The sequence below is a fragment of the Sphingomonas aracearum genome, from assembly GCF_003345355.1.
Classification (GTDB): Bacteria; Pseudomonadota; Alphaproteobacteria; order Sphingomonadales; family Sphingomonadaceae; genus Sphingomonas; species Sphingomonas aracearum.
The window spans coordinates 367401-389927 of the sequence record NZ_QQNB01000003.1; the positions used below are offsets into that span (position 1 = coordinate 367401).

28 protein-coding genes and 1 tRNA gene are annotated in these 22527 nt (G+C 70.2%); 13 read left to right on the forward strand and 16 right to left on the reverse strand.

Annotated features, from left to right (window positions below; all coding sequences use genetic code 11):
- Positions 1–54 precede the first annotated feature (54 nt).
- Genes recQ through DVW87_RS14820 form a run of 4 tightly spaced genes read left to right on the forward strand, consistent with a single transcriptional unit; the run spans position 55 to position 2937 of the window.
- Positions 55–1821 carry a DNA helicase RecQ gene (recQ, locus tag DVW87_RS14810; protein ID WP_114688579.1) on the forward strand — a complete coding sequence of 589 codons (1767 nt, stop codon included), beginning with the start codon at positions 55–57 and terminating at the stop codon, positions 1819–1821.
- Complete coding sequence (locus DVW87_RS18145; RefSeq protein WP_181814868.1) at positions 1818–2078, forward strand: hypothetical protein; 261 nt, start codon at positions 1818–1820, stop codon at positions 2076–2078. The genes recQ and DVW87_RS18145 overlap by 4 nt, the downstream gene beginning before the upstream one ends.
- Entirely contained in the window at positions 2075–2506 is a 432-nt protein-coding gene (locus DVW87_RS14815) for a protein tyrosine phosphatase family protein (RefSeq protein WP_420822349.1), read from the forward strand. Before DVW87_RS18145 ends, DVW87_RS14815 begins: the two co-directional genes overlap by 4 nt.
- Positions 2503–2937: a hypothetical protein gene (locus DVW87_RS14820; protein ID WP_239017937.1), complete on the forward strand. Its 435-nt coding sequence runs from the start codon at positions 2503–2505 to the stop codon at positions 2935–2937. The genes DVW87_RS14815 and DVW87_RS14820 overlap by 4 nt, the downstream gene beginning before the upstream one ends.
- 108 nt (positions 2938–3045) lie before the next feature.
- Here DVW87_RS14820 and DVW87_RS14825 read toward each other — a convergent pair whose 3' ends face one another.
- The 3 genes from DVW87_RS14825 to DVW87_RS14835 form a co-directional block, all read right to left on the reverse strand.
- Positions 3046–4413, reverse strand: a complete 1368-nt coding sequence (locus tag DVW87_RS14825) for an ammonium transporter (protein WP_114688580.1) — start codon at positions 4411–4413, stop codon at positions 3046–3048.
- 12 nt (positions 4414–4425) lie between these two features.
- A complete protein-coding gene (locus DVW87_RS14830; RefSeq protein WP_114688581.1) occupies positions 4426–4764 on the reverse strand; it encodes a P-II family nitrogen regulator in 339 nt (112 codons plus the stop codon).
- Between the two features lie 141 nt (positions 4765–4905).
- Complete coding sequence (locus DVW87_RS14835; RefSeq protein ID WP_114688582.1) at positions 4906–5103, reverse strand: putative signal transducing protein; 198 nt, start codon at positions 5101–5103, stop codon at positions 4906–4908.
- Between the two features lie 48 nt (positions 5104–5151).
- Here DVW87_RS14835 and DVW87_RS14840 point away from each other — a divergent pair, with 48 nt between their 5' ends.
- Together DVW87_RS14840 and DVW87_RS14845 are read left to right on the forward strand one after the other, a co-directional pair.
- A complete protein-coding gene (locus DVW87_RS14840) occupies positions 5152–5397 on the forward strand; it encodes a type II toxin-antitoxin system CcdA family antitoxin (protein ID WP_114688583.1) in 246 nt (81 codons plus the stop codon).
- On the forward strand, positions 5397–5693 hold the full coding sequence (locus DVW87_RS14845; RefSeq protein ID WP_114688584.1) for a CcdB family protein: 297 nt from the start codon (positions 5397–5399) through the stop codon (positions 5691–5693). Before DVW87_RS14840 ends, DVW87_RS14845 begins: the two co-directional genes overlap by 1 nt.
- An 8-nt stretch (positions 5694–5701) precedes the next feature.
- Here DVW87_RS14845 and tldD read toward each other — a convergent pair whose 3' ends face one another.
- Both tldD and DVW87_RS14855 read right to left on the reverse strand, forming a co-directional pair.
- Complete coding sequence (gene tldD, locus DVW87_RS14850) at positions 5702–7135, reverse strand: metalloprotease TldD (RefSeq protein WP_114688585.1); 1434 nt, start codon at positions 7133–7135, stop codon at positions 5702–5704.
- Between the two features lie 352 nt (positions 7136–7487).
- Positions 7488–7721, reverse strand: a complete 234-nt coding sequence (locus DVW87_RS14855; RefSeq protein ID WP_114688586.1) for a zinc-finger domain-containing protein — start codon at positions 7719–7721, stop codon at positions 7488–7490.
- 72 nt (positions 7722–7793) lie between these two features.
- Between DVW87_RS14855 and DVW87_RS14860 the strand changes: the two genes are divergently transcribed.
- Entirely contained in the window at positions 7794–8720 is a 927-nt protein-coding gene (locus DVW87_RS14860; RefSeq protein WP_114688587.1) for an ABC transporter ATP-binding protein, read from the forward strand.
- 243 nt (positions 8721–8963) lie between these two features.
- Here the strand turns inward: DVW87_RS14860 and DVW87_RS14865 are convergent, their stop codons facing one another.
- The 7 genes from DVW87_RS14865 to DVW87_RS14890 form a co-directional block, all read right to left on the reverse strand.
- Positions 8964–9725, reverse strand: coding sequence for a ZIP family metal transporter (locus DVW87_RS14865; RefSeq protein ID WP_114688588.1), 762 nt, complete (start codon positions 9723–9725; stop codon positions 8964–8966).
- Positions 9726–9765: 40 nt separating this feature from the next.
- A complete protein-coding gene (locus tag DVW87_RS14870; RefSeq protein ID WP_147276278.1) occupies positions 9766–10398 on the reverse strand; it encodes a hypothetical protein in 633 nt (210 codons plus the stop codon).
- A 35-nt stretch (positions 10399–10433) separates the two neighbouring features.
- The gene (locus DVW87_RS18515; RefSeq protein ID WP_275402089.1) at positions 10434–10556 is read right to left on the reverse strand and encodes a hypothetical protein; all 123 of its coding nucleotides are present in this window, start codon (positions 10554–10556) and stop codon (positions 10434–10436) included.
- Positions 10557–10636: 80 nt separating this feature from the next.
- Entirely contained in the window at positions 10637–11650 is a 1014-nt protein-coding gene (holA, locus tag DVW87_RS14875) for a DNA polymerase III subunit delta (RefSeq protein WP_114688590.1), read from the reverse strand.
- Entirely contained in the window at positions 11647–12192 is a 546-nt protein-coding gene (gene lptE / locus DVW87_RS14880; protein WP_114688591.1) for an LPS assembly lipoprotein LptE, read from the reverse strand. Before lptE ends, holA begins: the two co-directional genes overlap by 4 nt.
- An 11-nt stretch (positions 12193–12203) precedes the next feature.
- Entirely contained in the window at positions 12204–14738 is a 2535-nt protein-coding gene (gene leuS / locus DVW87_RS14885; RefSeq protein WP_114688592.1) for a leucine--tRNA ligase, read from the reverse strand.
- A gap of 119 nt (positions 14739–14857) precedes the next feature.
- On the reverse strand, positions 14858–15292 hold the full coding sequence (locus tag DVW87_RS14890; RefSeq protein WP_114688593.1) for a DUF3576 domain-containing protein: 435 nt from the start codon (positions 15290–15292) through the stop codon (positions 14858–14860).
- Positions 15293–15553: 261 nt separating this feature from the next.
- Here DVW87_RS14890 and DVW87_RS14895 point away from each other — a divergent pair, with 261 nt between their 5' ends.
- A complete protein-coding gene (locus DVW87_RS14895) occupies positions 15554–16255 on the forward strand; it encodes a porin (RefSeq protein WP_181814865.1) in 702 nt (233 codons plus the stop codon).
- Between the two features lie 36 nt (positions 16256–16291).
- On the opposite strand, the gene DVW87_RS14900 is transcribed toward DVW87_RS14895, so the two are convergent.
- Positions 16292–16696, reverse strand: coding sequence for a hypothetical protein (locus DVW87_RS14900; RefSeq protein WP_114688594.1), 405 nt, complete (start codon positions 16694–16696; stop codon positions 16292–16294).
- Positions 16697–16731: 35 nt separating this feature from the next.
- Positions 16732–17244: a thiamine phosphate synthase gene (locus DVW87_RS14905; RefSeq protein ID WP_114688595.1), complete on the reverse strand. Its 513-nt coding sequence runs from the start codon at positions 17242–17244 to the stop codon at positions 16732–16734.
- A 24-nt stretch (positions 17245–17268) separates the two neighbouring features.
- Between DVW87_RS14905 and DVW87_RS14910 the strand changes: the two genes are divergently transcribed.
- The 3 genes from DVW87_RS14910 to DVW87_RS14920 all read left to right on the forward strand — a co-directional run bounded on the left by DVW87_RS14910 (position 17269) and on the right by DVW87_RS14920 (position 18994).
- Entirely contained in the window at positions 17269–17949 is a 681-nt protein-coding gene (locus DVW87_RS14910) for a YggS family pyridoxal phosphate-dependent enzyme (protein ID WP_114688596.1), read from the forward strand.
- On the forward strand, positions 17946–18614 hold the full coding sequence (locus DVW87_RS14915; protein ID WP_114688597.1) for an HAD family hydrolase: 669 nt from the start codon (positions 17946–17948) through the stop codon (positions 18612–18614). Before DVW87_RS14910 ends, DVW87_RS14915 begins: the two co-directional genes overlap by 4 nt.
- A gap of 74 nt (positions 18615–18688) precedes the next feature.
- Positions 18689–18994: a hypothetical protein gene (locus DVW87_RS14920; RefSeq protein WP_114688598.1), complete on the forward strand. Its 306-nt coding sequence runs from the start codon at positions 18689–18691 to the stop codon at positions 18992–18994.
- Positions 18995–19060: 66 nt separating this feature from the next.
- On the opposite strand, the gene DVW87_RS14925 is transcribed toward DVW87_RS14920, so the two are convergent.
- Together DVW87_RS14925 and DVW87_RS14930 are read right to left on the reverse strand one after the other, a co-directional pair.
- Positions 19061–19858 (reverse strand): DUF72 domain-containing protein, encoded by a 798-nt coding sequence (locus tag DVW87_RS14925; RefSeq protein ID WP_114688599.1) that lies wholly within the window; start codon positions 19856–19858, stop codon positions 19061–19063.
- A 149-nt stretch (positions 19859–20007) separates the two neighbouring features.
- Positions 20008–20082, reverse strand: a tRNA-Gly gene (locus DVW87_RS14930).
- Between the two features lie 387 nt (positions 20083–20469).
- Between DVW87_RS14930 and DVW87_RS14935 the strand changes: the two genes are divergently transcribed.
- Together DVW87_RS14935 and DVW87_RS14940 are read left to right on the forward strand one after the other, a co-directional pair.
- Positions 20470–21180 carry a response regulator gene (locus DVW87_RS14935; protein ID WP_114688777.1) on the forward strand — a complete coding sequence of 237 codons (711 nt, stop codon included), beginning with the start codon at positions 20470–20472 and terminating at the stop codon, positions 21178–21180.
- A complete protein-coding gene (locus DVW87_RS14940; RefSeq protein ID WP_114688600.1) occupies positions 21177–22487 on the forward strand; it encodes an ATP-binding protein in 1311 nt (436 codons plus the stop codon). The genes DVW87_RS14935 and DVW87_RS14940 overlap by 4 nt, the downstream gene beginning before the upstream one ends.
- Positions 22488–22527 lie beyond the last annotated feature (40 nt).

A 22527-nucleotide genomic window follows, 5' to 3' on the forward strand; every position in this document is an offset into this window, starting at 1 on the left:
GCGCGCCGGCACAGGCCCTCGACCGGCCGGCCCGGCGCGCCTACATCGCCGGCAATGGCCCTCGACCCTCTTCCCACCCTGCAGCGCGTGTTTGGCTTTCCCGATTTTCGCGGCGTGCAGCGCGACGTGGTGGAGCGCGCGCTGGCCGGGCAGGGCACGCTGGCGGTGATGCCGACGGGGGCGGGCAAGTCGCTGTGCTACCAGTTGCCGGCGGTGATGCTGGAGGGCACCTGCGTGGTCGTCTCGCCGCTGATCGCGCTGATGCACGACCAGCTGCGCGCCGCCGAGGCGGTGGGCATTCGCGCCGCGACGCTGACGAGCGTGGACGAGAACCAGGCGGAAACGCGCGCGCGCTTCCTGTCGGGCGAGCTGGACCTGCTGTATGTCGCGCCGGAGCGGGCATCGGGCGGGGGGTTCCGCGACCTGCTGTCGCGCGGCAAGCTTTCCCTGTTCGCGATCGACGAGGCGCATTGCGTGTCGGAATGGGGGCATGATTTCCGCCCCGACTACCGGCTGCTGAAGCCGCTGATGGAGGCGTTCCCCGCCGTGCCGCGCCTTGCGCTGACCGCGACGGCGGACGCGCATACGCGGGCGGACATCCTCGATCAGCTCGGCCTGCCGCACGAGGGCATGATCGTCGCCGGGTTCGACCGGCCGAACATCCGCTACGCGATTTCCCCGCGCGACAACATCAACCGGCAGCTCGCCGACCTTGTGGCGGCGCAAGCGGGGCCCGGCATCGTCTATGCCCAGACTCGCGCGGCGACGGAGAAGCTGGCGGCTGCGCTCGCGGCGACGGGGCGGCCGACGCGCGCCTATCATGCCGGGCTCGATCCGGCGGTGCGCGCGAAGAACCAGGCCGATTTCGTCGCCAGCGAGGACATGGTGATCTGCGCCACGATCGCGTTCGGCATGGGCATCGACAAGCCGGACGTGCGCTTCGTCGCGCATGCCGGCCTGCCCAAGTCGATCGAGGCCTATTACCAGGAAACCGGCCGTGCCGGACGCGACGGCGACCCGTCGGTGGCGCACCTGTTCTGGGGCGCGGAGGATTTCGCCCGCGCCCGCCAGCGGGTGGCCGAGCTCGATCCCGAGCGGCAGGCCGGCGAGCGCCAGCGCCTGTCCTCGCTGGGCGCGCTGGTGGAGACGGCGGGGTGCAGGCGCGCGATCCTGCTGCGGCATTTCGGCGAGCACCCGCCGGCCACCTGCGGCAATTGCGACAATTGCCAGAGCCCGCCGGCCTCCACCGACGCGACCGAGCTGGCGCGCAAGTTCCTGTCGGCGGTGTTCCGCACCGGGCAGGGCTTCGGCGTCGGCTATATCGAATCGATCCTGAAGGGCGTCTCCACCGAGCGCAGCCTGATGAACGGGCATGAAGCGCTGAGCGTGTTCGGCATCGCCACGCCGGAGGAAGCGCCGCTCATCAAGGCGGTGGCGCGCGCGCTGCTGCTGCGCGATGCGCTGCGCGCCAACGATTTCGGCGCGCTGGAATTCGGGCCGGGCGCGCGCGGGCTGCTGAAGGGCGGCGATACGTTGTCCCTGATCGAAGCGCCCAAGCGCGAGCGGCGGCGGCGCGGCGCGGGCGCGGCGGCCAATCCGGCGGGCGATCCGTTGTTCGAAGCGCTGCGCGCGAAGCGGCGCGAGCTGGCGCAGGAGGCGGGGGTGCCGCCTTATGTGATCTTCCACGATTCGGTGCTGCGCGACATGGCCGCGGTGCGCCCGCGCACCTTGTCCGACCTCGGCCGCATTGCCGGGATCGGCGCGCGCAAGCTCGATGCGTACGGCGCGCCGTTCCTCCAGGTGATCCGCGAGGCGGCGTGATCGCGGTCGCGCTCCTGCTGGCGGCCGGCGCGCCGCCGCTGCCTGTGGCGGTGCGCCGGTTCGCGGCGCGGCATGCGTCGTGCGTCCACTGGCAGGGCGAGGAGCCGTATGACGCCGCGCGCGGCCGCGAGATCGCGCGGGGCCTGCGGCGGGAGTGCGGCGGGCTCGACGCGGAGCGCCGGCGGCTGTTGAGGCTCCATGCCGCGGACCGGCGCGCCGTGGCTCGATTGAACCAACTGGAGGACGTGGGATCATGAACATTCGCCCCGTAGACGATCGCATCTCGGTTGCGCCGCAGATCCGGCCGGAGGACGTGCCCGCGCTCGCCGCCGCCGGCTTCGTGGGCATCGTTAACAACCGGCCCGACGACGAGGAGCCGGGCCAGCCGTTCGGCGCGGAGATCCGTGCGGCGGCGGAAGCGGCGGGGCTGTCCTACCGGGCGATCCCGGTGACGCATGCCGGCTTCTCGCACCCGCAGGTCGATGCCATGGCGCAGGTGCTGGCCGATGCGAACGGCCCGGTGCTGGCCTATTGCCGCTCCGGCACGCGGTCGTGCAACCTGTGGGCGCTGGCCGCGGCGAAGCAAGGCGGCGAGCCCTCGGCGATCACCGCCAAGGGCGCCGGGGCGGGGTACGACCTGTCGGGCATCCGGCCGCTGCTCGACCAGCTTTCCGGCGGCGCATGATCCTGGGCATGACCGCGGCACAGATCGCCGCGGCGCTGCTTGCGCTGGCGGGGTTGCTGGCGATCGCCCGCGCGCGGCGGGTGGCGGAGGTGCGCTTGTCGACGCCGGCGGAGGCGCGCGCGCGGGCGGAGGAATTGCTGGCCGGCTTCGAAGGCCGCGCGGCGCTGGTCGGCGCGGACGGGCGCGCCGCTCTGGTGGCGGGAGACGGCGTGGTGGCGGTGCTGCACCGGCGCGGCCTGAAGCTCGCCGCGTACCGGTTGTTGCCGCCGCTGGACGTGGTGGCGGCGGTGGAGGGCGTCGCGGTGCGCACCGGAACCGCGCTGGGCGAGGTGACGCTGCTCGGGGTGATCGAGCCGGATGTGCGCGCGGCCGAGGCGCAGGCGCTGCAGGGCGGCGGCACGCTGCACCGGCTGTTCCCGGCGGACGATTGAGCGGCGGTTTGGCGTGGACAAAAAAGGCCCGGTGACTTTCGCCACCGGGCTGAGGTCGTCCGCAGGAGGAACGAGGGTGGGGGCCGGCCCACTCGCCGGCCCCGATCTTCAGTAATTGTAGGCGCGCTCGCCATGTTCGCCGACGTCGAGGCCTTCCATCTCGACCTCGGGGGTGACGCGCCCGCCGGTCACCGCCCTGGCGATGAAGAAGGCGATGGTGGTGCCGACGGCGGCCCACAGGATGGTGACGACCACCGCGGTGAGCTGCACGACGAGCTTGGCGCCCATATCGTAATCCGCCGCACCCGGCCCGCCGAGCGCGGGGGCGTAGACGATGGCGGTGCCGATCGCGCCGACCATGCCGCCGATGCCGTGCACGCCGAACGCATCCAGCGAGTCGTCATAACCGAGCTTCGGCTTCACGATGGTCACCGCGACGAAGCAGACGATCGAGGCGATCGCGCCCAGCACGATGGCGCCGAACGGTCCGGAATTGCCGGCCGCCGGGGTCACGGCGACCAGCCCGGCGACGATGCCCGAGCAGAAGCCCAGCGCCGAGCCCTTGTGGCCCGCGGCGCGCTCGGCAAGCATCCAGAACAGGCCGCCGGAAGCAGTGGCGACAAAGGTGTTGATCATGGCGAGCGCGGCCGAGCCGTTGGCCTCCAGCGCGGAGCCGGCGTTGAAGCCGAACCAGCCCACCCACAGGAGGCCGGTGCCGACCGCGGTCAGCGTCAGCGAGTGCGGCGCCATGCGCTCGGTGGGGAAGCCGATCCGCTTGCCGAGCAGCAGGGCGAAGACCAGCGCGGAGACGCCCGCATTGATGTGCACCACGGTGCCGCCGGCGAAATCCAGCGCGCCGGCGTCGAAGAACCAGCCGCCGGCCGCCCACACCATGTGCGCGATCGGGAAATAGGTGATCGTCAGCCAGACGAGCGCGAACACCATCACGGCGGAGAACTTCACGCGCTCCACCACCGATCCCAGCACCAGCGCGACCGTGATCGCGGCAAAGGTCATCTGGAAGCAGATGAAGACATATTCGGGGATCTCCACGCCCTTGGTGAAGGTCGCCGCCTGGCTGGTGGAGTCCACGCCGCGCAGGAACAGCTTGCCGAGGCCGGAGATGTACGGCTTCAGCCCGTCCGATGCATCCGGGCCGAAGGCGAGCGTGTAGCCCCACATCACCCAGACGAGCATGGCCAGCGCGGCGACGGCGCCGATCTGCGTCATCACGCTGAGCATGTTCTTGGTGCGGGCAAGGCCGCCGTAGAAGAGCGCGAGGCCCGGCAGGATCATCATCAGCACGAGCACGGTGCTGGTCATCATCCAGGCGGTGTCACCCTTGTCCACGGTGGCGGCGGGCGCCGCGGCGGGCGCCTGCAGCGCGGCGTCCTGCGCCCAGGCGGGCAGGGCGGCGAAGAGGGCGAGCCCCGCGCCCGCCATCGTGCCGCCGATCTTCGGTGTCGAAAGCTTCATCCCGTCCCCCCCTCAAAGCGCGCTCTGGTCGGTTTCGCCGGTGCGGATGCGCACCGCCTGGCCGACATCGAGCACGAAGATCTTGCCGTCGCCGATCGCGCCGGTGTTGGCGGAGGACTGGATCGCCTCCACCACGCGGTCGGACAGGTCCGACGCGCAGACCACCTCGATCTTGATCTTGGGCACCATGTTGGTGCTGTATTCCGCGCCGCGATAGATTTCGGTCTGGCCCTTCTGCCGGCCAAAGCCCTTCACCTCCGTCACGGTCATGCCCGCAACGCCGAGCTCGGTGAGCGCCTCGCGCACCTCGTCGAGCTTGAATGGCTTGATGATCGCTATGACCAGCTTCACTGCCGCCCCCCCTTCCGGTTTGTCCCGAAAGTGTCACAGCAATGGCCGTGCCAAATGCCCGCACGGCGGCAAAGCGGGCGGACAGGCCGCCGCGTTGATTACCAAACGGTAACTTTTTGAGCAGCGCCGCGCTGCTGCCCGTTATTTAGGCAGCAGGGCCTGCGCCTCGGCGAGGTCCTCGTCGTCCACCATCACGCGGGTGGCGATGAACAGATAGGAGCCGTCGCCAATGCTCGTCTCGCCGTCAAACGCGATCGCGGGGATGCCCTCGCTTTCCAGCCGGCCGATCAGGATGTGCGCTTCGTTGCGGTTGAAGCGGCCGAGTTCGACCAGGGACATGGAAGCTCCTGCGTTGACGCGCACGGACCATGCGCATAGCTTACCTGTATGAAGCAGGATCGTATCACACCGGCCAAGCGGCGCCCTGTGAACCTGTCGCTGGACACCGGCATCGTCGCGGCGGCGCGAGAGGTCGGTATCAACCTGTCGCAGGTCAGCGAAGCAGCCATCCGCACCGCGACAAGGAAGGAGCAGGAGCGACGCTGGCAGGAGGAGAACCGGGCAGCGATGGAGTCCTCCAACGCTTGGGTTGAGAAGAACGGACTGCCCTTCGCAAAATACCGCATGTTCTGATGGCCAAGTTCGACGTGTACAGAACGCCTGATGGCTGGTTAGCGTTGGATTGCCAGGCCGACACCCTGAATTTCCTGACAACCCGCCTGGCGGTGCCGCTCGTGCCGAAAGGCGACGCGCCACAGCCAGTGGATCGGCTCAATCCCATGTTCGTCGTCGATGGCGAGGCGGTCATGATGGTGACGCAGTTCGCCGCTGCCTTGCCGAACACCGAGTTGCGTCACCTTGTGACAAGTCTTGCGACCCACGAATACGAAATCGGTTCCGCCTTGGACATGTTGATATCCGGCTTCTGAGCCACGGATCAGGCGGTGGCGGTGCCACCTACGGTCAGGCCTTGCAGCAGCAGGGTGGGCTGGCCGACGCCGGCCGGCACGCTTTGCCCGCCCTTGCCGCACATGCCGATGCCTTCGTCCAGCGCGAAGTCGTCGCCGATGCCGATCACCTTGGTCAGCGAGGTCGGGCCGTCGCCGATCAGCGTGGCGCCCTTGATCGGGGCGCCGATACGGCCGTTCTCCACCTTGTACGCTTCGGTGCAGGAAAAGACGAACTTGCCAGACACGATGTCCACCTGCCCGCCGCCGAAGGACTTGGCAAAGATGCCGTTCTTTACGCGCGAGAGCAGCTCTGCGGGATCGTCCCTGCCGTTCTTTAGAAAGGTGTTGGTCATGCGCGGCATGGGGGCGTGCGCGAAGCTTTCGCGGCGGCCGTTGCCGGTCGCCTCCACGCCCATCAGCCGGGCGTTGAGCCGGTCCTGCATGTAGCCCTTGAGGATGCCGTCCTCGATCAGGATCGTCTCGCGCGTGGGCGTGCCCTCGTCGTCGATCGACAGCGAGCCGCGGCGGTCGGCGATCGAGCCATCATCCACCACGGTGACGCCCGGCGCCGCCACCCGCTCGCCGATGCGGCCGGAAAAGGCCGAGGTGCCCTTGCGGTTGAAGTCGCCCTCCAGGCCGTGGCCGATCGCTTCGTGGAGCAGGATGCCGGGCCAGCCGGGCCCCAGCAGCACGGTCATCTCACCGGCGGGCGCAGCCACCGACTCGAGGTTGACCAGCGCCTGGGCGAGCGCCTCGTCCACCGCCCGGTTCCACGTCTCTGGCGCGAACAGGTCGTCGTAGAGGTAGCGGCCGCCGATCCCGAACGAGCCGGTTTCGCGCCGGCCATTGTGTTCGGCGACGATCGCGACGTTGAGGCGGACGAGCGGGCGCACGTCGGTGGCGACGAAGCCGTCCGGGCGCACGATCTCCACCACCGACCAGCTGCCCGACAGGTTCACCGACACCTGCACCACACGCGGGTCGCGCGCGCGGGCGGCGGCGTCGATCGCCTGGCACAGGTTCACCTTGTCGGCGAAGGGAACGAGGTCGAGCGGGTCGGCGTCGGTGTAGAGGTGGCGGTTGGTGCCCGGCGGGGGCGGGGCCTTGGCGGAGGCGGTGGGGTCGATCAGCGCCATGGTCTGCGCCGCGCGGCCGATGGCGGCGGCGCTGATCTCGTTGGCATGCGCGAAAGCCGTGGTCTCGCCCGACACCGCGCGCAGGCCGAAGCCGGACTGGGTATCGTAGGCGGCGGTCTTCAGCCGGCCGTCGTCAAAGCCGAACGCCTCGGTCTTGCGATACTGGAGGTACAGTTCGCCGTCATCGGCCCTGGCCAGCGCGGAGGCGGTGAGGCGCTGAACCTCATCGGCGTCGAGCTGGCCGGGATGGTAGAGGAACGAGCGCGGATCGGCGGAGCTGGTCATGGAAGGGATATAGGGTGGGGCGGGAGATTGTCGAACCCTCTCCCCAAACGTCGTCACCCCGGCGCAGGCCGGGATCCACGTCCGTTCCCACGGGCGGCAGCTCCGATGGCGAGGAACGGGGACGCCAGCCTGATCGCGGTCGCGCGTTGCACAACCCCATGTTCGTCATCCCCGCGGAGGTGGGAATCCAGATGCGCAGGTTCCTGAAAAAGCCGCGCCGTTGCGGCTCTGGATGCCCGCCTGCGCGGGCATGACGAGGTATGAAGGCAGCGGAGCGGCGACGAGTTGGCCTACAAAGGCTCTCCAAGCATTTTGAAGGACGCGGGCAGCCTCGCCTGCGTCAGCGCGGGACTCAGAGGCTCGCGCCCTCGGAGATGTCCGGCAGCGTCGACTGGTCCGCGCCGTCGGCCGGGCCGCCGATCAGCACGAAGCGACGGTCGCAATAGCCGCAATCCACATAGCCATGCTCGTCGATCTCGAGGTAGACGCGCGGATGGCCGAGGGCGGCGCCGCCGGGAATGTCGGTCGCGCCGTCGCAAACGACACGGCGGGTGTGGACGCGCAGGGTTTCGGGCGGGGCGATCATGCCAGTGTCGTTAGCAAGCGCGGCCACCGCCCGCAATTGCTTCGCGCGGGGCGCCGGCCTATCGGCGAAGACATGACCCAGGCCGCCATCGCCATCGACCAGTTGTGCAAGACCTATGCGGGCGGAAAACGCGCGCTGGACGGCGTCTCGCTGGAGGTGCCGCGCGGCACGATCTTCGGCCTGCTGGGCCCGAACGGCGCCGGCAAGTCCACGCTGATCAACATCCTGGCGGGCCTCGTCAACAAGACGAGCGGCACGGCCTCGATCTGGGGCTTCGACATCGACCAGCACCCGCGCAACGCCAAGGCGTCGATCGGGATCGTCAACCAAGAGATCACCTTCGATCCGTTCTTCACGCCGGTGGAGATGCTGGAAATCTATGCCGGGCTCTACGGCGTGCCGAAAAAGGAGCGGCGCTCCATGGAGCTGCTGCGCGCGGTGCATCTGGAGGACAAGGCCAACGCCTATGCCCGCACGCTTTCGGGCGGCATGAAGCGGCGGCTGATGGTGGCCAAGGCGATGGTGCACTCGCCGCCCGTGCTGGTGCTGGACGAGCCGACCGCGGGCGTCGACATCGAGCTGCGCCAGCAACTCTGGACCTATGTGCGGCGGCTGAATGCGGAGGGCGTGACGGTGGTCCTGACGACGCACTATCTCGAGGAAGCCGAGGAATTGTGCGACCGCATCGCCATCATCAACGGCGGGCGGGTGATCGCCAACGAGCCGACGCGCGAGCTGGTCGGCAAGGCGCAGGAGAAGATCGTCGCCGTCACCGTGGACCGCGACGTGGCCGAGGTGCCGCAGAACGCCTGCTTCCAGAAGATCCAGCTGAAGGGCGCGCGAACGCTGGAGATCACCTATGCCAAGGACCGGGTGAATGCCGGCGAGGTACTGGGCGCGGTGACGGCGAACGGGTACGGCATTGTCGACGTTTCCACCAAGGAAGCGGACCTGGAGGACGTGTTCCTGAACCTGACGCGGGCGGCGAACGCGGGCTGACCGGCACACCGGAGACCCAGCGGTCCTCAAGCCTTGGCCGGCAGCTGCGCGCCTCTCCAAACGAAGGCCGAGCGTTTGCGAACCTCGTCATGCCGGACTTGTTCCGGCATCCACGGCGCGGCGAGAGATGCGGATGTTGCTTCTGCGGACCCGTGGACCCCGGAACGGATCCGGGGTGACGATGCGTGCGGGGCAGCCACGCCGAGTCTCGCTTTCGGCAGGAGCGTTAACCGGGCACGTCCTTCACCCTCCCAGCTTCGTGAGCACGAAAGCGAGCAGGAAGCCGGCCACCGCGATCAGGCCGGAATATTCGTGCGTTGCCTCCGTCGCCTCCGGGATCATCGTGTCCACCAGCATGGCGAGGATCGCGCCGGCGGCAACCGCGGTGGTGCCGGCGATCAGGTCCGGGCTGGCACCCGCCAGGAACAGGTTGCCGAGCATCGCCGCCAGGCCGGACGCCAGCGCGATGCCGCCCCATACGCCGAAGATGTAGCGGGGCGAGCGGCCCGCCTTGCGCATGCCCGCCGCGCTGGACAGCGCTTCGGGCACGTTGGACAGGAACACCGCCGCGACCGTCACCAGGTTCACCCCGCCACCGCCCAGCAGCGACACGCCGATGACCACCGATTCGGGGATGCCGTCGAGCAGCGCGCCCACCGCGATCGCGACGCCACTGTCATCGCCGGCGTCGGGCTGCCGCTCGTCCGGGTTGGAGCCCGATCGCTTGCGGTGCCGCGCGCCGGCCCGCGACAGCGCGACGGTGGCGGCGGTGTAGGCGACCGCGCCGCCGAGAAAGCCGAGTGCGGTCGAGTCGAAGCCGCCCTGGCGATAGGCCTCGTCCATCAGGTCGAAGGCGACGGCGGAGATCAGCACGCCCGATCCGATCGCCATGACGCCTGCGATCAGCCGCTGCGGCAGGTGGGCGACGAAGGGGATGGCCGCGCCCAGCAGCAGCGCCGAGCCGCCGACCAGACCCCAGAACCCGGCAGCAAGCGCTCCATTCATGACGTGCCCAACGCTTCGCACCGCCCATGGTTCTGCGCGTTCAGCCGGGCAGGGTGGGCGCTTCCGATCGGATGCACGGATCGTAGCGCCCGCGGCGCGTGCTCCCGCGCCGCATCAGCTCGGCCGCCTGCGCCGGCCTGCGCGCGGCGTCGAGATGGTTGGCGACGATCTGGAGCGTGGCAAAGGCGACGCAAGGATATGCACGCGCCTCGGGCAGCAGGCGCGGTGCGCCGGTGCGACGCGCGGTTTCGCGATCGAACAGAGTGGTGCGATCGCCCAGTCGCAGGATCACGGCATCGCCGCCATTATTGGCATCACCGGCTTCGCGCGCGCAGTCTGAGAGCTTGGGCAGCGCGCGAGCCGGCACGTCCACCGGCGTCGCCGCACCGCGCGGATCGGACCGCGCCAGTGCCGCCGCACGGCACGCGGCGGCATCGCCGGCGGGCACCCATCGGCGAAAGCCGCCGTGCTCGCTCCGGTCATCGGCAAGGTCGAGCGTATCGACATAGCTGGCCGCCAGGAACCACTCGGGCGGGTCGGGCGACAGGTCGCCGGCGATCACCAGATGACGAGGATACGCAGCCGGCAGTCGCACCTTCGGCAGCGCCTGAAGCTGTGCCCGGCGCTCGGCAAGGGCATGATCGGCGCGAAGATTGCCTGCCCAGGGCAGCACGAATTGTCCCAGCGCGATGCCCAACCCAAGCGCGATCAGCCACGGCCGGCGGGTCCACAGCCCGGCGGCGACTCTGCGCCGCCCGCCAGCAGCAGCACCGCCACCTTGACGAGCAGAAGCACCTGTCCTGCTTCCAGCAAGCGCACCAGAAAATCCATCGCCGCCCCTCTGCCCGCGCAAGCACCGTCATTGACGGCGAACCGTCACCATCCGGTGTCGGAACAGCCTGGCCGCGCCGTCAGCGGCGGCGCGCGCTCTGCCGGGCGACGGCGAGCATCGCTTCCGCGGCGATCACCTCGCCGGTTTCCCCCGAAAACACCGTGGCGCGCTCGGCGGCGCGCAGGCGGTCGATCGCGCGGGCGATGGCCGGCGCGGTCCAGCGGGTGAGCGCGCGGGCGATCACCGGGCGGTCGCGGAAGAACACGCCTTCCACCACGCGCGCGGGCGCGGCGCCGCCGTCCACTTCCGCGCGCAGTTCGGCCAGCGTCATCAGCCGGCGCACCAGCGCGCGCAGGACCGGGATGGGCGAGGTGCCGGTTTCCGCCAGGCGGGTCAGCTCGGCGCCGGCTTCCTCGCAGCGGCCGTCCAGTGCGGCGTCCACCGCCACGCCGATCTCCGCCTCGCCAAGGTCGGCGCCGACCGCCTCCAGCGCGGCCATGTCGAGATCGCGCGGGCGTTCGGGATCGGCATCGAGGAACAGCGCCAGCTTCTCGATCTCGCGGGTGATGACGGCGCGGTCGTTGCCGGCGGCGGCGGCGATGCGCGGCAGCGTCTCGGCGGCGGGGCGCAGGCCGGCGTCGCGGGCGATCTGCGCCACCATCTGTTCGGCGGCCTGACCCTCGGGCGCGTACAGCGCCAGCGCCATGGCGGCGGGATGGCCGAGCGCGAGCTTGGCGAGTTTGGAGGCGGCCTTGATCGAGGGCGCGATCATCACCGCCGGGTTGCCGGCGCGCGGCGCGTCCAGCAGCAGGGAGACGGCCTCCACGCTTTCCTCGCCGGCCCCGGCGACGCGGATGTGGCGCTTGTCGCCGAACAGCGACAGGGCAGCGGCCTCGTCGGCGAGACGGCCGGGATTGCCGCGCAGCTGCGCCGGTTCCAGATCCACGCGCTCCGCCCCCGGCCCCATCGTGCGGGCGAGCAGCGCGGCGAGGTCCTGCGCGCCGGATTCGTCCGGGCCGAACAGCAGGAACAGGCGGACGTCGCCGCCGCCGCGCTCCAGGGCGGCGCGAACCTGCGCCGCGCTGGCCTTCACGGGTTCACGTCGGCCGGAACGCTTGCCGCGCCCGCCGGGCCGCCGGTGGCGACCGATGCGCCGCCGCGCGTGGCGAACAGCGCCAGGCGGCCGGTGATCTCGTCGGCGACGATGGTGGCAAGCCGCTCCATCGCGGTGTCCTCCGCCGCGATGGTGGCATATTCGGAGTTCACGACGTCGATCCCGGCGTCGGAGCCGGCGGTGGCGTCCAGCACCACGGCGCCCTGCGTGAGGTCCACCAGCTGGTAGCGGGCGCGCAGGATGCGGCGCTCGCGGGTGACCGAATCGTCCTGCCGCACGCCGAGGCCGGTGATGCGGTCCTCCAGCTTCACTTCCAGCCGGTAGCGAGGGCTCGTGCCGCGATTGCCCAGCCGGTCGTTCAGCGCATTGGCCATCAGCCAGCCCGACTTGCCCTGGATCGGCGCGACCTCGATCGCCGACAATGCCGTGGCGACCTTGCCCGAGCCGCCGCCGGCATACATCGGGTGCAGCCCGCAGGCGGACAGCGGCGCGAGCGCCAGGAGGAGCGCGAAACGCTTCATGCCCGTTCCCCTCATGCGACCAGGTTCACGAGGCGGCCGGGCACCACGATCACCTTCTTGGGCGCGCGGCCTTCGAGAAAGCGGACCACGTTCTCGCTGGCGAGCGCGGCGGCCTCCACCTCCTCGCGCGCCATGTCCCTGGGCAGGGTGAGCGTGTCGCGCAGCTTGCCGTTGACCTGGATGGCGATGGTCACCTCGTCCTCCACCAGCAGCGCGGCATCGACCTGCGGCCAGGCGGCGTCGGCGATCAGGCCCTCGTTGCCCGCGGCGGCCCAGGCCTCCTCGGCGATGTGCGGCGCCATGGGGGCGACCAGACGCATCAGCGTCGCCACCGCCTCGGTGCGGGCGGCCGACGGCGGCGCCTTCTCGATCGCGCTGGTGAGTTCGTAGAGCTTGGCCACTGCCTTGTTGAACGACAAAGCCTCGATATCTTCGGCGATGCCGGCGATCGTCCCGTGCAGCTTGCGCGACAGGGCCTTGTCCTCACCCCCAAGGATTTCGGCGCCGGGCGCGTTGCCTTCGAACAATCGCCACAGCCGGCCGATGAACCGCCACGATCCCTCGATGCCGGACTCGCTCCATTCCAGATCGCGCTCGGGCGGCGAATCGGAGAGCATGAACCAGCGTACCGCGTCCGCGCCGTATCGATCGACGATGCCGGTGGGATCGACCGTGTTCTTCTTCGACTTGGACATCTTCTCGACGCGGCCCACCGTCACCGGCGTGCCGGTGGCGGTTTCCACGCCGGACTGCACCTCGTCGGGCGACAGCCAGCGGCCATCGGCGGACTTGAAGGTCGCGTGCGTCACCATGCCTTGCGTGAACAGGCCGGCAAACGGCTCGGCCACGTCCAGCAGGCCGAGATGCTGGAGCGCGCGCGTCCAGAAACGGGCGTAGAGCAGGTGCAGGATCGCATGCTCCACGCCGCCGATGTACTGGCCGACCGGCAGCCACTTCTCGGCCGCGGCCTTGTCAAACGGCTTGTCCTTGGGCTGGCTGGCGAAGCGCACGAAATACCAGGACGAATCGGCAAAGGTATCCAGCGTATCGGTTTCGCGCCGCGCCTCACCGCCGCAGGACGGGCACGCGACATGCTTCCACGTCGGATGGCGATCCAGCGGGTTGCCCGGCACGTCGAAGCCGACGTCCTCGGGCAGGACCACGGGCAGCTGGTCCTTGGGCACCGGCACCGCGCCGCATGCCTCGCAGTGGATGATCGGGATCGGCGTGCCCCAGTAACGCTGGCGGCTGACGCCCCAGTCGCGCAGGCGATAGACGGTGGAGCCGCGGCCCCAGCCGCCGGCCTCCGCGCGGGTGATGACCTCGCGCTTGGCGTCCTCCACGTCCATGCCATCGAGGAAGTGCGAGTTCACCAGCGTGCCCGGGCCGGTATAGGCCTCGTCCCCCTCGAAGGCGGACGCGGCCTTGTCGCCGTCCGACACGACGCGGGGCACCGACAGGCCGTATTTGCGCGCGAAATCCAGGTCGCGCTGGTCGTGCGCGGGCACGCCCATCACCGCGCCCGAGCCATATTCCATGAGCACGAAATTGGCGATGTAGACCGGCAGGCGACGTTCGGGATCGAACGGGTGCAGCGCGCACAGGCCGGTGTCGAAGCCCAGCTTCTCCTGCGTGTCCAGCTCGGCCGCGGTGGTGCCGCCCTGCTTGCACCGCGCGATGAACGCCTCGGCCGCGGGATCGCCCACCGCGATCGCCTGGGCGATCGGATGGTCGGCGGCGATGGCGACGAAGCTGGCGCCGAAGATCGTGTCGGGGCGGGTCGAGAACACCTCGATCCCGTCGCCCGGCGTCACCCGGCGGGTGTCGCTTTCGGCGGCCAGGGCGAAGCGGAAGGTCAGCCCCTGGCTCTTGCCGATCCAGTTGCGCTGCATCAGCTTCACCTTGTCCGGCCAATGCTCCAGGCCATCCAGGCCCTTCAGCAGATCGTCGGCAAAGGCGGTGATCTTCAGGAACCACTGCGACAGCTTGCGCTTCTCGACCAGCGCGCCCGAGCGCCAGCCGCGGCCGTCGATCACCTGCTCGTTGGCGAGCACGGTCATGTCGACCGGGTCCCAGTTGACCGCGCTCTCCTTGCGATACACGAGGCCGGCAGCGAACATGTCGAGGAACAGCGCCTGTTCGTGGCCGTAATAGTCCGGCTCGCAGGTGGCGAGTTCGCGGTCCCAGTCGAGCGCGAAGCCGAGGCGCTTGAGCTGCGCCTTCATCGTCGCGATGTTCTCGCGCGTCCAGCCGCCGGGGTGGACGCCGCGCTCCATGGCGGCGTTCTCGGCCGGCATGCCGAAGGCGTCCCAGCCCATCGGATGGAGCACTTCGTGGCCGGTCATGCGGCGAAAGCGCGCCAGCACGTCGCCCATCGTGTAGTTGCGCACGTGCCCCATGTGGATCTTCCCCGACGGATAGGGGAACATCTCCAGCACGTAGCTGCGGGGCTTTGCGCTGTTGTCGTCGGCGGCGAAGGTGCGGCGTTCGTCCCACACCTTCTGCCACTCGGCATCCGCCTTCAGCGCGTTGAATCGAGTAGACATGAGCTCTCCGTCAGACCCGGCTGACGCCGGGCGCGGCACCGGCCCTCTCCCCCACCCCGCCTCCCATCAAGGATACACTGAGTGGGAGGCGGGGTGGGGGAGAGGGCCGGTGCCGGTCTTCAACCAGCCAAAGCCTGGCGGCGCAGGTCGCGGGCATGGGTGAGGATGATGTCCTCCAGCTTCTGCACCGTGGCGGCCTGCACCGGGGCATCGACCCACTGGCCGCCCTGGTTCACCTGGCGCAGCGCGGCGACGCGCAGGCCGTCGGCGCGCAGATCCTGGTCGAGGATCGTCACCGTCACCTTCAGCCGCTCGGTGGGCGTGTTGGGGTTCACATACCAGTCGGTGACGATCACGCCGCCGTTCGAATCGGTCTGCAGCAGCGGCATGAAGCCCAGCGTGTCGAGGCTGGAGCGCCACAGATAGGCGTTGACGCCGATGGTCGTCACCTTGGAGGCGGCGAGATCGGCCTTGGGACGCTCCCGGCCGCCTCCGCAGGCAGCCAGCGAAAGAACGAGCGCGGCCGCGGTGGCAGTGCCGAACAGGCGGGTCATGGGCGAAGTTCCTGGAAAAAGCCTTGTGCACGCGCATCTATAGAGGCTCCGGCGCGTCGGGCAAGGACGGTGCCGGGGATGGTGACGGGGTGGCGGGCCTCGCCGGGCGTGTGGACCTGGGGCAACACTCGCCCACAAAGTGGCGCGTCGTCTGTTGCCGGTGCAACGTTTCGTGTTAGGCGCGATTTCGGAGAATACGGATGTCACCGTGCCGATCGACGGGGCGGGCGTCCGAAGGGGACAAGGAACGGTATCGTGGCGATGGGTCGCTGGTTGGCAGGGATCGGGCTGGGGGCATGCGTTGCCGCCGGCATCGCGATCGCGCCCGCGATCGGCGCCGCCGGCCAGGCGGCGCGCGTGGCGCCGCAGGTCGCGGACCGGCTGCCCACCCTGGGCGGCTTCACCCCTGCCGCTGCCGATCCGCGGCTGGCCGCGGTGCTGGCGCGCGGCGGGCTGGACGGCAACGGCTTCCGCTTCACCCCGGCCGAATCCTCGCGCACCAACCGCGCCGTGACCGTGGCGGTGCGCGCCCGGTCGAGCCGCGGGGCGCTGGTCGCCGATCGCGGCACGGCCGCTCCGGCCAGCGTCAGCCTGGCGCCGATCGCCTACAATCTGGGCGTGTCGGTGGGCTGGAAGAAGTTCGCGGTGACGGGCGATCTGGCAAAGGTCGACCTGGCCGGCGCGCCGGGCAGCCGCAATGTCGCGGACCTCGGCCTCAGCTACGTCACCGGCCGCACCAGCGCGCGCCTGAAGGCCACCAGCGAGCGCCCGCTGGAGGATGCGCCTCGCCTGGTCGCCGATACGCCGGCGACCTCGCTTGACCTTGGCGGCTCCTATTCGCTGAGCCGCAACCTCGATGTCACCGCCGGCGTGCGCTACCGCACCGAGCGCGATCGCCTGCGCCCGGTGGACGACCGCCGCGACAGCCAGGCCGTGTATATCGGCACCGCTTTCCGGTTCTGAGTTTCGCGCGGCGCACGTGCCGCGCGTCCGCCCCGCTCAGAGCGGGATCACGCCTTCGTTGCAGACATATTGAACATAAGGGTGTTTGATGTCGCTTGTGTGGGCCGGACCGAAGCCCATGTCGTCGCGGTAGCGCAGCGCCTCCGCAACGCTGGTGCCGTCCCCGACCCAGCGCCATTGCCGCCTGCCGCAATCGATCTCCAGACGCTCGTAGAGTTGCTTGCTGCCGATCGAGACCCGGAAGAGCGCGGTGGACAGATGCCGGGCGGTGGACACCGCCAGCACATCCACCCGCGCCCGGGGCACCTGGGGCAGGGCAAAGGAGGCAAGCGCGCCCTCGGCCGGCGCGACCAGTCGGATCGGCGGGGGCGTCGCCTGTGCGCACAGCGGAGCGGGCGCGAGGGCGAGGATGGCGGCAAGACGGGCAGGGCGCAGGCGCATGGCCTGCCTCTTGACCCATCCGGCTTGCCAAAGACCTAAAACCGCGGACGCTGCAGAAAGGCGTCGATCGCCGCCCAGCCGTGAAACCCCGCCCCCCGCAGCGCGGCGAAGCGGCGGGCGTTCATGCCGCCCAGCGCCACAACGGGAATGTGTGTTCTCTTGGCCAGCGCAGCGGCGCGCGCCGGCCCCAGCGCGCGGGCGCCCGGATGGGAGCGGGTGGCGAAAACCGGCGAGACGAACAGCACCCAGGCGCCCGCCGCCGCGCCGCGCCGGACCTCCACACGGTTGTGGGCCGGCCAGCCATGGCCTTGCCGGAGCCGGCCGGCCCGGCGTCCATGGCTTTCGCCGGCCACCGTCAGCACCAGGCCGCGCCGGGCGGCGATGCGGCGCACCTCCGCCAGCAGGACGCGGCGCTCGGCCGGCGGCGTCGCACGGTGGCGGAACACCACCCCGGTGCCGGCCGGCAGGCGGCGCAGCACCGGGCGCGGATCGCCGGCGCGCTCGTCCGTCAGGAACCAGCGGTGCGGCACGGGGTGGCGGCGGACCATCCCCCTGCCTATAGCACGCGCGCCATGCCAGACCACGCCGCCGATACCCTCGCCCCCCACACCCTCGCTCACGTCACCGGCCGCATCGCCGCCGCCGCCCGGCTGGCAGGCCGCAAGCCGGAGGAGGTCACGCTGATCGCGGTGTCCAAGACGCAGGGCCCGGAGGCGATCCGCCCGCTGCTGGACGCAGGCCAGCGCGTGTTCGGCGAGAACCGGGTGCAGGAGGCGGAGGGCAAGTGGCCGGCGCTGCGCGAGGGCCTGGCCGAGGTCCGCCTGCATCTCGTCGGGCAGCTCCAGTCGAACAAGGCGGAGGAAGCGGTGGCGCTGTTCGATGCGATCCACTCCGTCGATCGCCCGTCGCTGGTCGCCGCGCTGGCCCGGGCGATGGACCGGCAGGGGCGGCGGCCGGACTGCTTCGTGCAGGTGAATATCGGCGAGGAGGCGCAAAAGGGCGGCTGCGCGATCGCGGACCTGCCGGCGCTGCTGGCCAGCGCGCGGGACGCGGAGCTGCCGGTCAAGGGGCTGATGGCGGTGCCCCCCGCCGACGTGGAGCCGGCCCCGTATTTCGCGCTGCTCGCCAAATTGCGGCGCGATCATGGCCTGCCCTGGCTCAGCATCGGCATGTCCGGGGACTTTGAGACGGCGGTGACTTTGGGCGCGACGCACGTGCGGGTCGGCTCCGCGCTGTTCGGGGCGCGGGCATGAAGCCGGCCGGCCTGATCTTCGACTTCGACGGCGTGCTGATCGAGAGCGAGGCGTCCGGCAATCGGCACCTGGCCGAGTATCTGACGGACATCGGCCACCCGATCACGCCGGCCGATTCGATGGCCCGGTTCATGGGGCGGGCGGGGGCGGACTTCCTGGCGGAGGTGGAGGCGTTTCTCGGCCGGCCGCTGCCGGAGGATTTCCACGCCGCGCGCGAGGTGGAGAACCGGCGCGTGCTGGCGGAGGGGATCGAGGAGGTCGCCGGCGCGGTGGCGTTCGTGCGCGCGCTGCCGGCCGATCTGCCCCGCGCGGTGGCGTCGTCCAGCTCGTCCGCCTGGATCCGGCGGCACCTGGACCACCTGGGCCTCGCCGATGCGTTCGGCGAGCACATCTATTCCGGGCGCGAGCATGTGGCGCGCGGAAAGCCGGCGCCCGACCTCTACTGGCATGCGGCCGCCGCCATCGGCGTGCCGATCGAACGGTGCGCGATACTGGAGGATTCGCCGGTGGGCGCGACGGGGGCGGTGGCGTCCGGCGCCTGGGTCATCGGCCTGTGCGCGGGCACGCATTGCGACGTGGACCATGCCGAGCGCCTGCGGGCGATCGGAGTGCAGGCGACCGCGGCGGATTTCCGCGAGGTGGCGCGGCTGCTGGAACTGGCGTGAAGGCGGGCGGCTAGGTCCGGTATTGGGGGAAAGCGGACGTTGGAAGCCGGAAGATGTCGATGTAACCTCGTTCCATGAGAGAGGCCGTCTTCATATTCTCGGCAATTGCCGTCGCCACTGAGGATACCGGCTTCCGTCCAGGCGCGAGACACGCGCTCATGCTCTACGGCAAGGGCGTAGCGGTCGCGTCCGCCCGATCGGTAGCCATTGCTGGAGCTGAAAAACAAGGATGGACCTTCGTTGAGGTTAAGCGGGAAAAGGAACTCCACGCTGACCTGACTGCCATTGAAGACGATATTCTCAGATCGGCAGCGCAAAATGCAACACGGTCGGGACACTCCATGATCGTCTACCGAGACGAGCTGCCCCTCGACGCGTAGGTTTCCCGCCCGACTTTTCAAAGCGACCAGCCCAATGTCCGCTATTGGGCGAAAGCGGATGTTCGATCACCCCAGCCGCTCGATCAGCGCCATCGCACCGTGTGGCGCACGGACCTTTGCGCCCGCGATGAAGAAGACGAAGGTTTCGCGGGGCTGCGCGGAGGGCGCGTCCGTCACGACATAGGGCAGGCCGTCGGGCTGACCGCCGCTCGCCCAGGTTCGTGCCGCCGCCGCCCAGCGATCGAGCGCGGCAGGCGTGTAGCCGGCGGGCTCCTCCTCCACGCCGCTTTCCAGGCGAGCGTAGACGAACGGGCCGGTGATGTCGGCGATCGCCGGATAGTCGACGGAATCGGCATAAACGATCGCCACCCCGGCCTCGCGCGCCATCGCCACGAACTCGGGGACGGCGAAGCTCTCGTGGCGCACCTGCACCGCGTGGCGCAGCGTCACGCCCTCGTAGCTCCCCGGCAGGAGTTGAAGAAAGGCGCGGAAATCGTCCGGCTCGAACTTCTTGGTGGCCATGAACTGCCACAGGATCGGGCCGAGCCTGTCGCCGAGCTCGACGATGCCCTGGCTCACGAACCGCTGCACCGATTCGCCCGCTTCGGCCAGCACCTTGCGATTGGTGCAGAAGCGTGAGGCCTTGAGCGTGAACACGAAGCCATCGGGCACCTGCGACGCCCAGTTGGCGAAGGTGGCGGGCTTGAAGCCGGAATAATAGGTGCCGTTCACCTCGATCGCGGTGAGCTTGCCCGCGGCATATTCCAGCTCGCGCTTGTGCGGCCATTTCTCCGGAAAGAAGGTGCCGCGCCAGGGCTCAAAGGTCCAGCCGCCGATGCCGACGCGAATCGGTGCGTGTGTCATGGGGCGGGGTGTAGCGGATCGGGGGCGGTTCGTCGCCGGAGGGGGGAGCCCCGCCGCGGCAAAGCCGCGTCGTCGGACGCTGCTGGGGCAGCGCCGGCCGGGCGATCGCCCGTGGTTCGTTTTAGCTGTGCTAAAACTCACGCGATCGCTGGAGCGGGCGAAGGGATTCGAACCCTCGACCCCAACCTTGGCAAGGTTGTGCTCTACCCCTGAGCTACGCCCGCTCTGGCGTTCCTGGCCCCCGGCAGGTCGCTGGGGGCGGGTGAGGCGGCGCTACTAGCAACGGCTTTCCGCCTTGCCAAGCACTGTTTTCGCTCCCGGCGAAAGAAAATGCCCGCGGCACCGATGGAGAAAGGCGCCGCGGGCGTGCTGCGGCGGGAGGCACCGCCGCAGCTGGGAGGTTCAGCGCCCGGAAGGGGGTTCCGGTGACGACGGCCGCAGACCGCGGCCGGCACCTGTGCTGGTGCCTGCTAAACGGGAAGGCGGCATCCCTGGAGCTACGGCGCGGCGGTTTCCCCGGCATGTTGCAGCAATAACGTTTTGTTGCCGCGGGCGGTCGCGCCGTTCCCGCAGAATTGACCGGTTCGGCCGCACTGCCTACCTCGACCAGCATGACGGCACCCACCATCCTGCTGGTCGAGGACGACCCGCCGCTTCGCACGCTCACCACCCGCGCCCTTCAGGAGAACGGCTTCATCGTCCGCCCGGCCAGCGCCGCGCCGGAGATGTGGCTGGCGCTGGAAGCAGGCCCGGTGGACCTGGTGCTGCTCGACATCATGCTGCCCGGCACGAGCGGCATCGACCTGTGCCGCGCGCTTCGGGCCAAAAGCGACGTGCCGATCATCTTCGTTTCCGCCAAGGGCAGCGAGACGGACCGCGTGGTCGGGCTGGAGCTGGGCGCGGACGATTACATCGCCAAGCCTTACGGCACGCGCGAGCTGGTGGCGCGGGTGCGCGCGGTGCTGCGGCGGCCGGCGCTGGACCGGCGGGACGGCGCGCGCGACAAGGGCGAGCTGGAGTTCGACGGCTACCGCGTCAGCCTGCCGCGGCGCGAGCTGACCTCGCCCACCGGCGCGATCGTCGACCTGACCGGCGCGGAGTTCGACCTGCTGGTCACGCTGTGCGACCATGCGCAGCGGGTGATCGCGCGCGAGCGGCTGATCGAGCTGTCGCGCACGCGGCTGGGCGACAGCTCCGACCGCTCGATCGACGTGCTCATCAGCCGGCTGCGGCGCAAGCTGTCCTCGGCCGGGCACCCGGCGCCGATCGTCACGGTGCGCGGCGTCGGCTACATGCTCAACGTGCCCGTCGATCGCGCTTGAAGGGGTTCGTCGCGCCCTCGGTCGGCCTGCTCGGCCGGATCGTCGCGATCCTGCTGCTCACGCTGCTGATCGAGTTCGGCGCCAGCACGCTCCTGTACGAGCGGGCGAGCCAGTTCTCGGTCAAGGACGACGAGGCGAACCGGCTGGCCGAGCATCTCGTCATCAGCCGGCGGCTGATGGCCGAGCGCGCGCCGGACGAGCGGCCGATGCTGGCGGCGGAGCTCACCACCAATCGCTATGCGCTGGAATGGGGCATGAAGCTGCCCCCGCCGCCGGTGATCGCGCCGGATCTCGACGCGGTGCGCGGGCAGATCCACGATTGGGAGCCGAGCCTGCGCTCCGCCGACCTGCGCCTGCGGCTCACCTCGCCGGGGCGCAGCTCCGTTATCACCGGCGCGCTCCGGCTGCCGGACAATAGCTGGCTGTATTTCCGCACGCTGGAGCCGGTGACCGACCTCAACCTCGCGCCGGAGCGGATTGCGCTGGCGCTGATCCCGGCGATCGCGCTGATGCTGCTGGGCGGCATGCTGGTGGGGCGCACGCTGAACCCGCTGCGGCGCCTCGCCGAGGCGGCGGACAAGGTGGGCGGCGACGCGGCGGAGCCGGTGCCGGAAGACGGGCCGGGCGAGGTCCGGCGGGTGGTGGTGGCGTTCAACCGCATGCAGGCGCGAATCGCCCGCCTGATCGACGACCGCACCCAGGCGCTGGCGGCGGTCGGCCATGACCTGCGTACGCCGCTGAGCCGCCTGCGCCTGCGCAGCGACGCGATCGAGCGCGACGACGTGCGCGAGGCGGTGGGCGAGGACATTGCCGAGATGGAGGCGATGATCACCTCCCTGCTCGCCTTTCTCGGCGGCGACAGCGATCCGGAAACGCCGATGCGCCACGACCTGGCCGTGCTGTGCGCCACGGTGGTGGACGATGCCGCCGACCATGGCCGCGACGCCTTCTATGACGGGCCGGACCATTGCGAAACGGTGGTGCGGGCGCGCAGCCTGAAGCGGGCGGTGGTGAACCTCCTGAACAACGCACTGCATTACGGCACGCGGGCGACGGTGCGGCTGGAGGATCGCCCGCACGAGATCGTGATCGCGGTGGAGGATAACGGCCCGGGCATCCCGGAGGACCAGCTGGCCAGCGTGGTGGAGCCGTTCGTGCGGCTGGACACGGCACGGGGCCGCGACACGGTGGGGTTCGGCCTGGGCCTGGCCATCGTCAAGCAGGCGGTGGAGCTGGAAGGCGGGCGCCTGTCGCTGGCCAACCGGGAGGAAGGCGGCCTGCGCGCCTGCCTGCACCTGCCGCGGTGACCGTGTCCGTTTGTCGCCCCGGACCCGTTCGGCGGTCCGC

What these genes read in the sequence shown, in the direction of transcription:
- recQ (WP_114688579.1), top strand. Translation starts at nt 55, where the DNA reads ATGGCCCTCGACCCTCTTCCCACCCTGCAGCGCGTGTTTGGCTTTCCC.
- DVW87_RS14815 (WP_420822349.1), top strand. Translation starts at nt 2,075, where the DNA reads ATGAACATTCGCCCCGTAGACGATCGCATCTCGGTTGCGCCGCAGATC.
- DVW87_RS14820 (WP_239017937.1), top strand. Translation starts at nt 2,503, where the DNA reads ATGATCCTGGGCATGACCGCGGCACAGATCGCCGCGGCGCTGCTTGCG.
- DVW87_RS14825 (WP_114688580.1), bottom strand. Translation starts at nt 4,413, where the DNA reads ATGAAGCTTTCGACACCGAAGATCGGCGGCACGATGGCGGGCGCGGGG.
- DVW87_RS14835 (WP_114688582.1), bottom strand. Translation starts at nt 5,103, where the DNA reads ATGTCCCTGGTCGAACTCGGCCGCTTCAACCGCAACGAAGCGCACATC.
- DVW87_RS14840 (WP_114688583.1), top strand. Translation starts at nt 5,152, where the DNA reads ATGAAGCAGGATCGTATCACACCGGCCAAGCGGCGCCCTGTGAACCTG.
- DVW87_RS14845 (WP_114688584.1), top strand. Translation starts at nt 5,397, where the DNA reads ATGGCCAAGTTCGACGTGTACAGAACGCCTGATGGCTGGTTAGCGTTG.
- tldD (WP_114688585.1), bottom strand. Translation starts at nt 7,135, where the DNA reads ATGACCAGCTCCGCCGATCCGCGCTCGTTCCTCTACCATCCCGGCCAG.
- DVW87_RS14855 (WP_114688586.1), bottom strand. Translation starts at nt 7,721, where the DNA reads ATGATCGCCCCGCCCGAAACCCTGCGCGTCCACACCCGCCGTGTCGTT.
- DVW87_RS14860 (WP_114688587.1), top strand. Translation starts at nt 7,794, where the DNA reads ATGACCCAGGCCGCCATCGCCATCGACCAGTTGTGCAAGACCTATGCG.
- DVW87_RS14865 (WP_114688588.1), bottom strand. Translation starts at nt 9,725, where the DNA reads ATGAATGGAGCGCTTGCTGCCGGGTTCTGGGGTCTGGTCGGCGGCTCG.
- DVW87_RS18515 (WP_275402089.1), bottom strand. Translation starts at nt 10,556, where the DNA reads ATGGATTTTCTGGTGCGCTTGCTGGAAGCAGGACAGGTGCTTCTGCTC.
- lptE (WP_114688591.1), bottom strand. Translation starts at nt 12,192, where the DNA reads ATGAAGCGTTTCGCGCTCCTCCTGGCGCTCGCGCCGCTGTCCGCCTGC.
- leuS (WP_114688592.1), bottom strand. Translation starts at nt 14,738, where the DNA reads ATGTCTACTCGATTCAACGCGCTGAAGGCGGATGCCGAGTGGCAGAAG.
- DVW87_RS14890 (WP_114688593.1), bottom strand. Translation starts at nt 15,292, where the DNA reads ATGACCCGCCTGTTCGGCACTGCCACCGCGGCCGCGCTCGTTCTTTCG.
- DVW87_RS14895 (WP_181814865.1), top strand. Translation starts at nt 15,554, where the DNA reads ATGGGTCGCTGGTTGGCAGGGATCGGGCTGGGGGCATGCGTTGCCGCC.
- DVW87_RS14900 (WP_114688594.1), bottom strand. Translation starts at nt 16,696, where the DNA reads ATGCGCCTGCGCCCTGCCCGTCTTGCCGCCATCCTCGCCCTCGCGCCC.
- DVW87_RS14905 (WP_114688595.1), bottom strand. Translation starts at nt 17,244, where the DNA reads ATGGTCCGCCGCCACCCCGTGCCGCACCGCTGGTTCCTGACGGACGAG.
- DVW87_RS14910 (WP_114688596.1), top strand. Translation starts at nt 17,269, where the DNA reads ATGCCAGACCACGCCGCCGATACCCTCGCCCCCCACACCCTCGCTCAC.
- DVW87_RS14915 (WP_114688597.1), top strand. Translation starts at nt 17,946, where the DNA reads ATGAAGCCGGCCGGCCTGATCTTCGACTTCGACGGCGTGCTGATCGAG.
- DVW87_RS14920 (WP_114688598.1), top strand. Translation starts at nt 18,689, where the DNA reads ATGAGAGAGGCCGTCTTCATATTCTCGGCAATTGCCGTCGCCACTGAG.
- DVW87_RS14925 (WP_114688599.1), bottom strand. Translation starts at nt 19,858, where the DNA reads ATGACACACGCACCGATTCGCGTCGGCATCGGCGGCTGGACCTTTGAG.
- DVW87_RS14935 (WP_114688777.1), top strand. Translation starts at nt 20,470, where the DNA reads ATGACGGCACCCACCATCCTGCTGGTCGAGGACGACCCGCCGCTTCGC.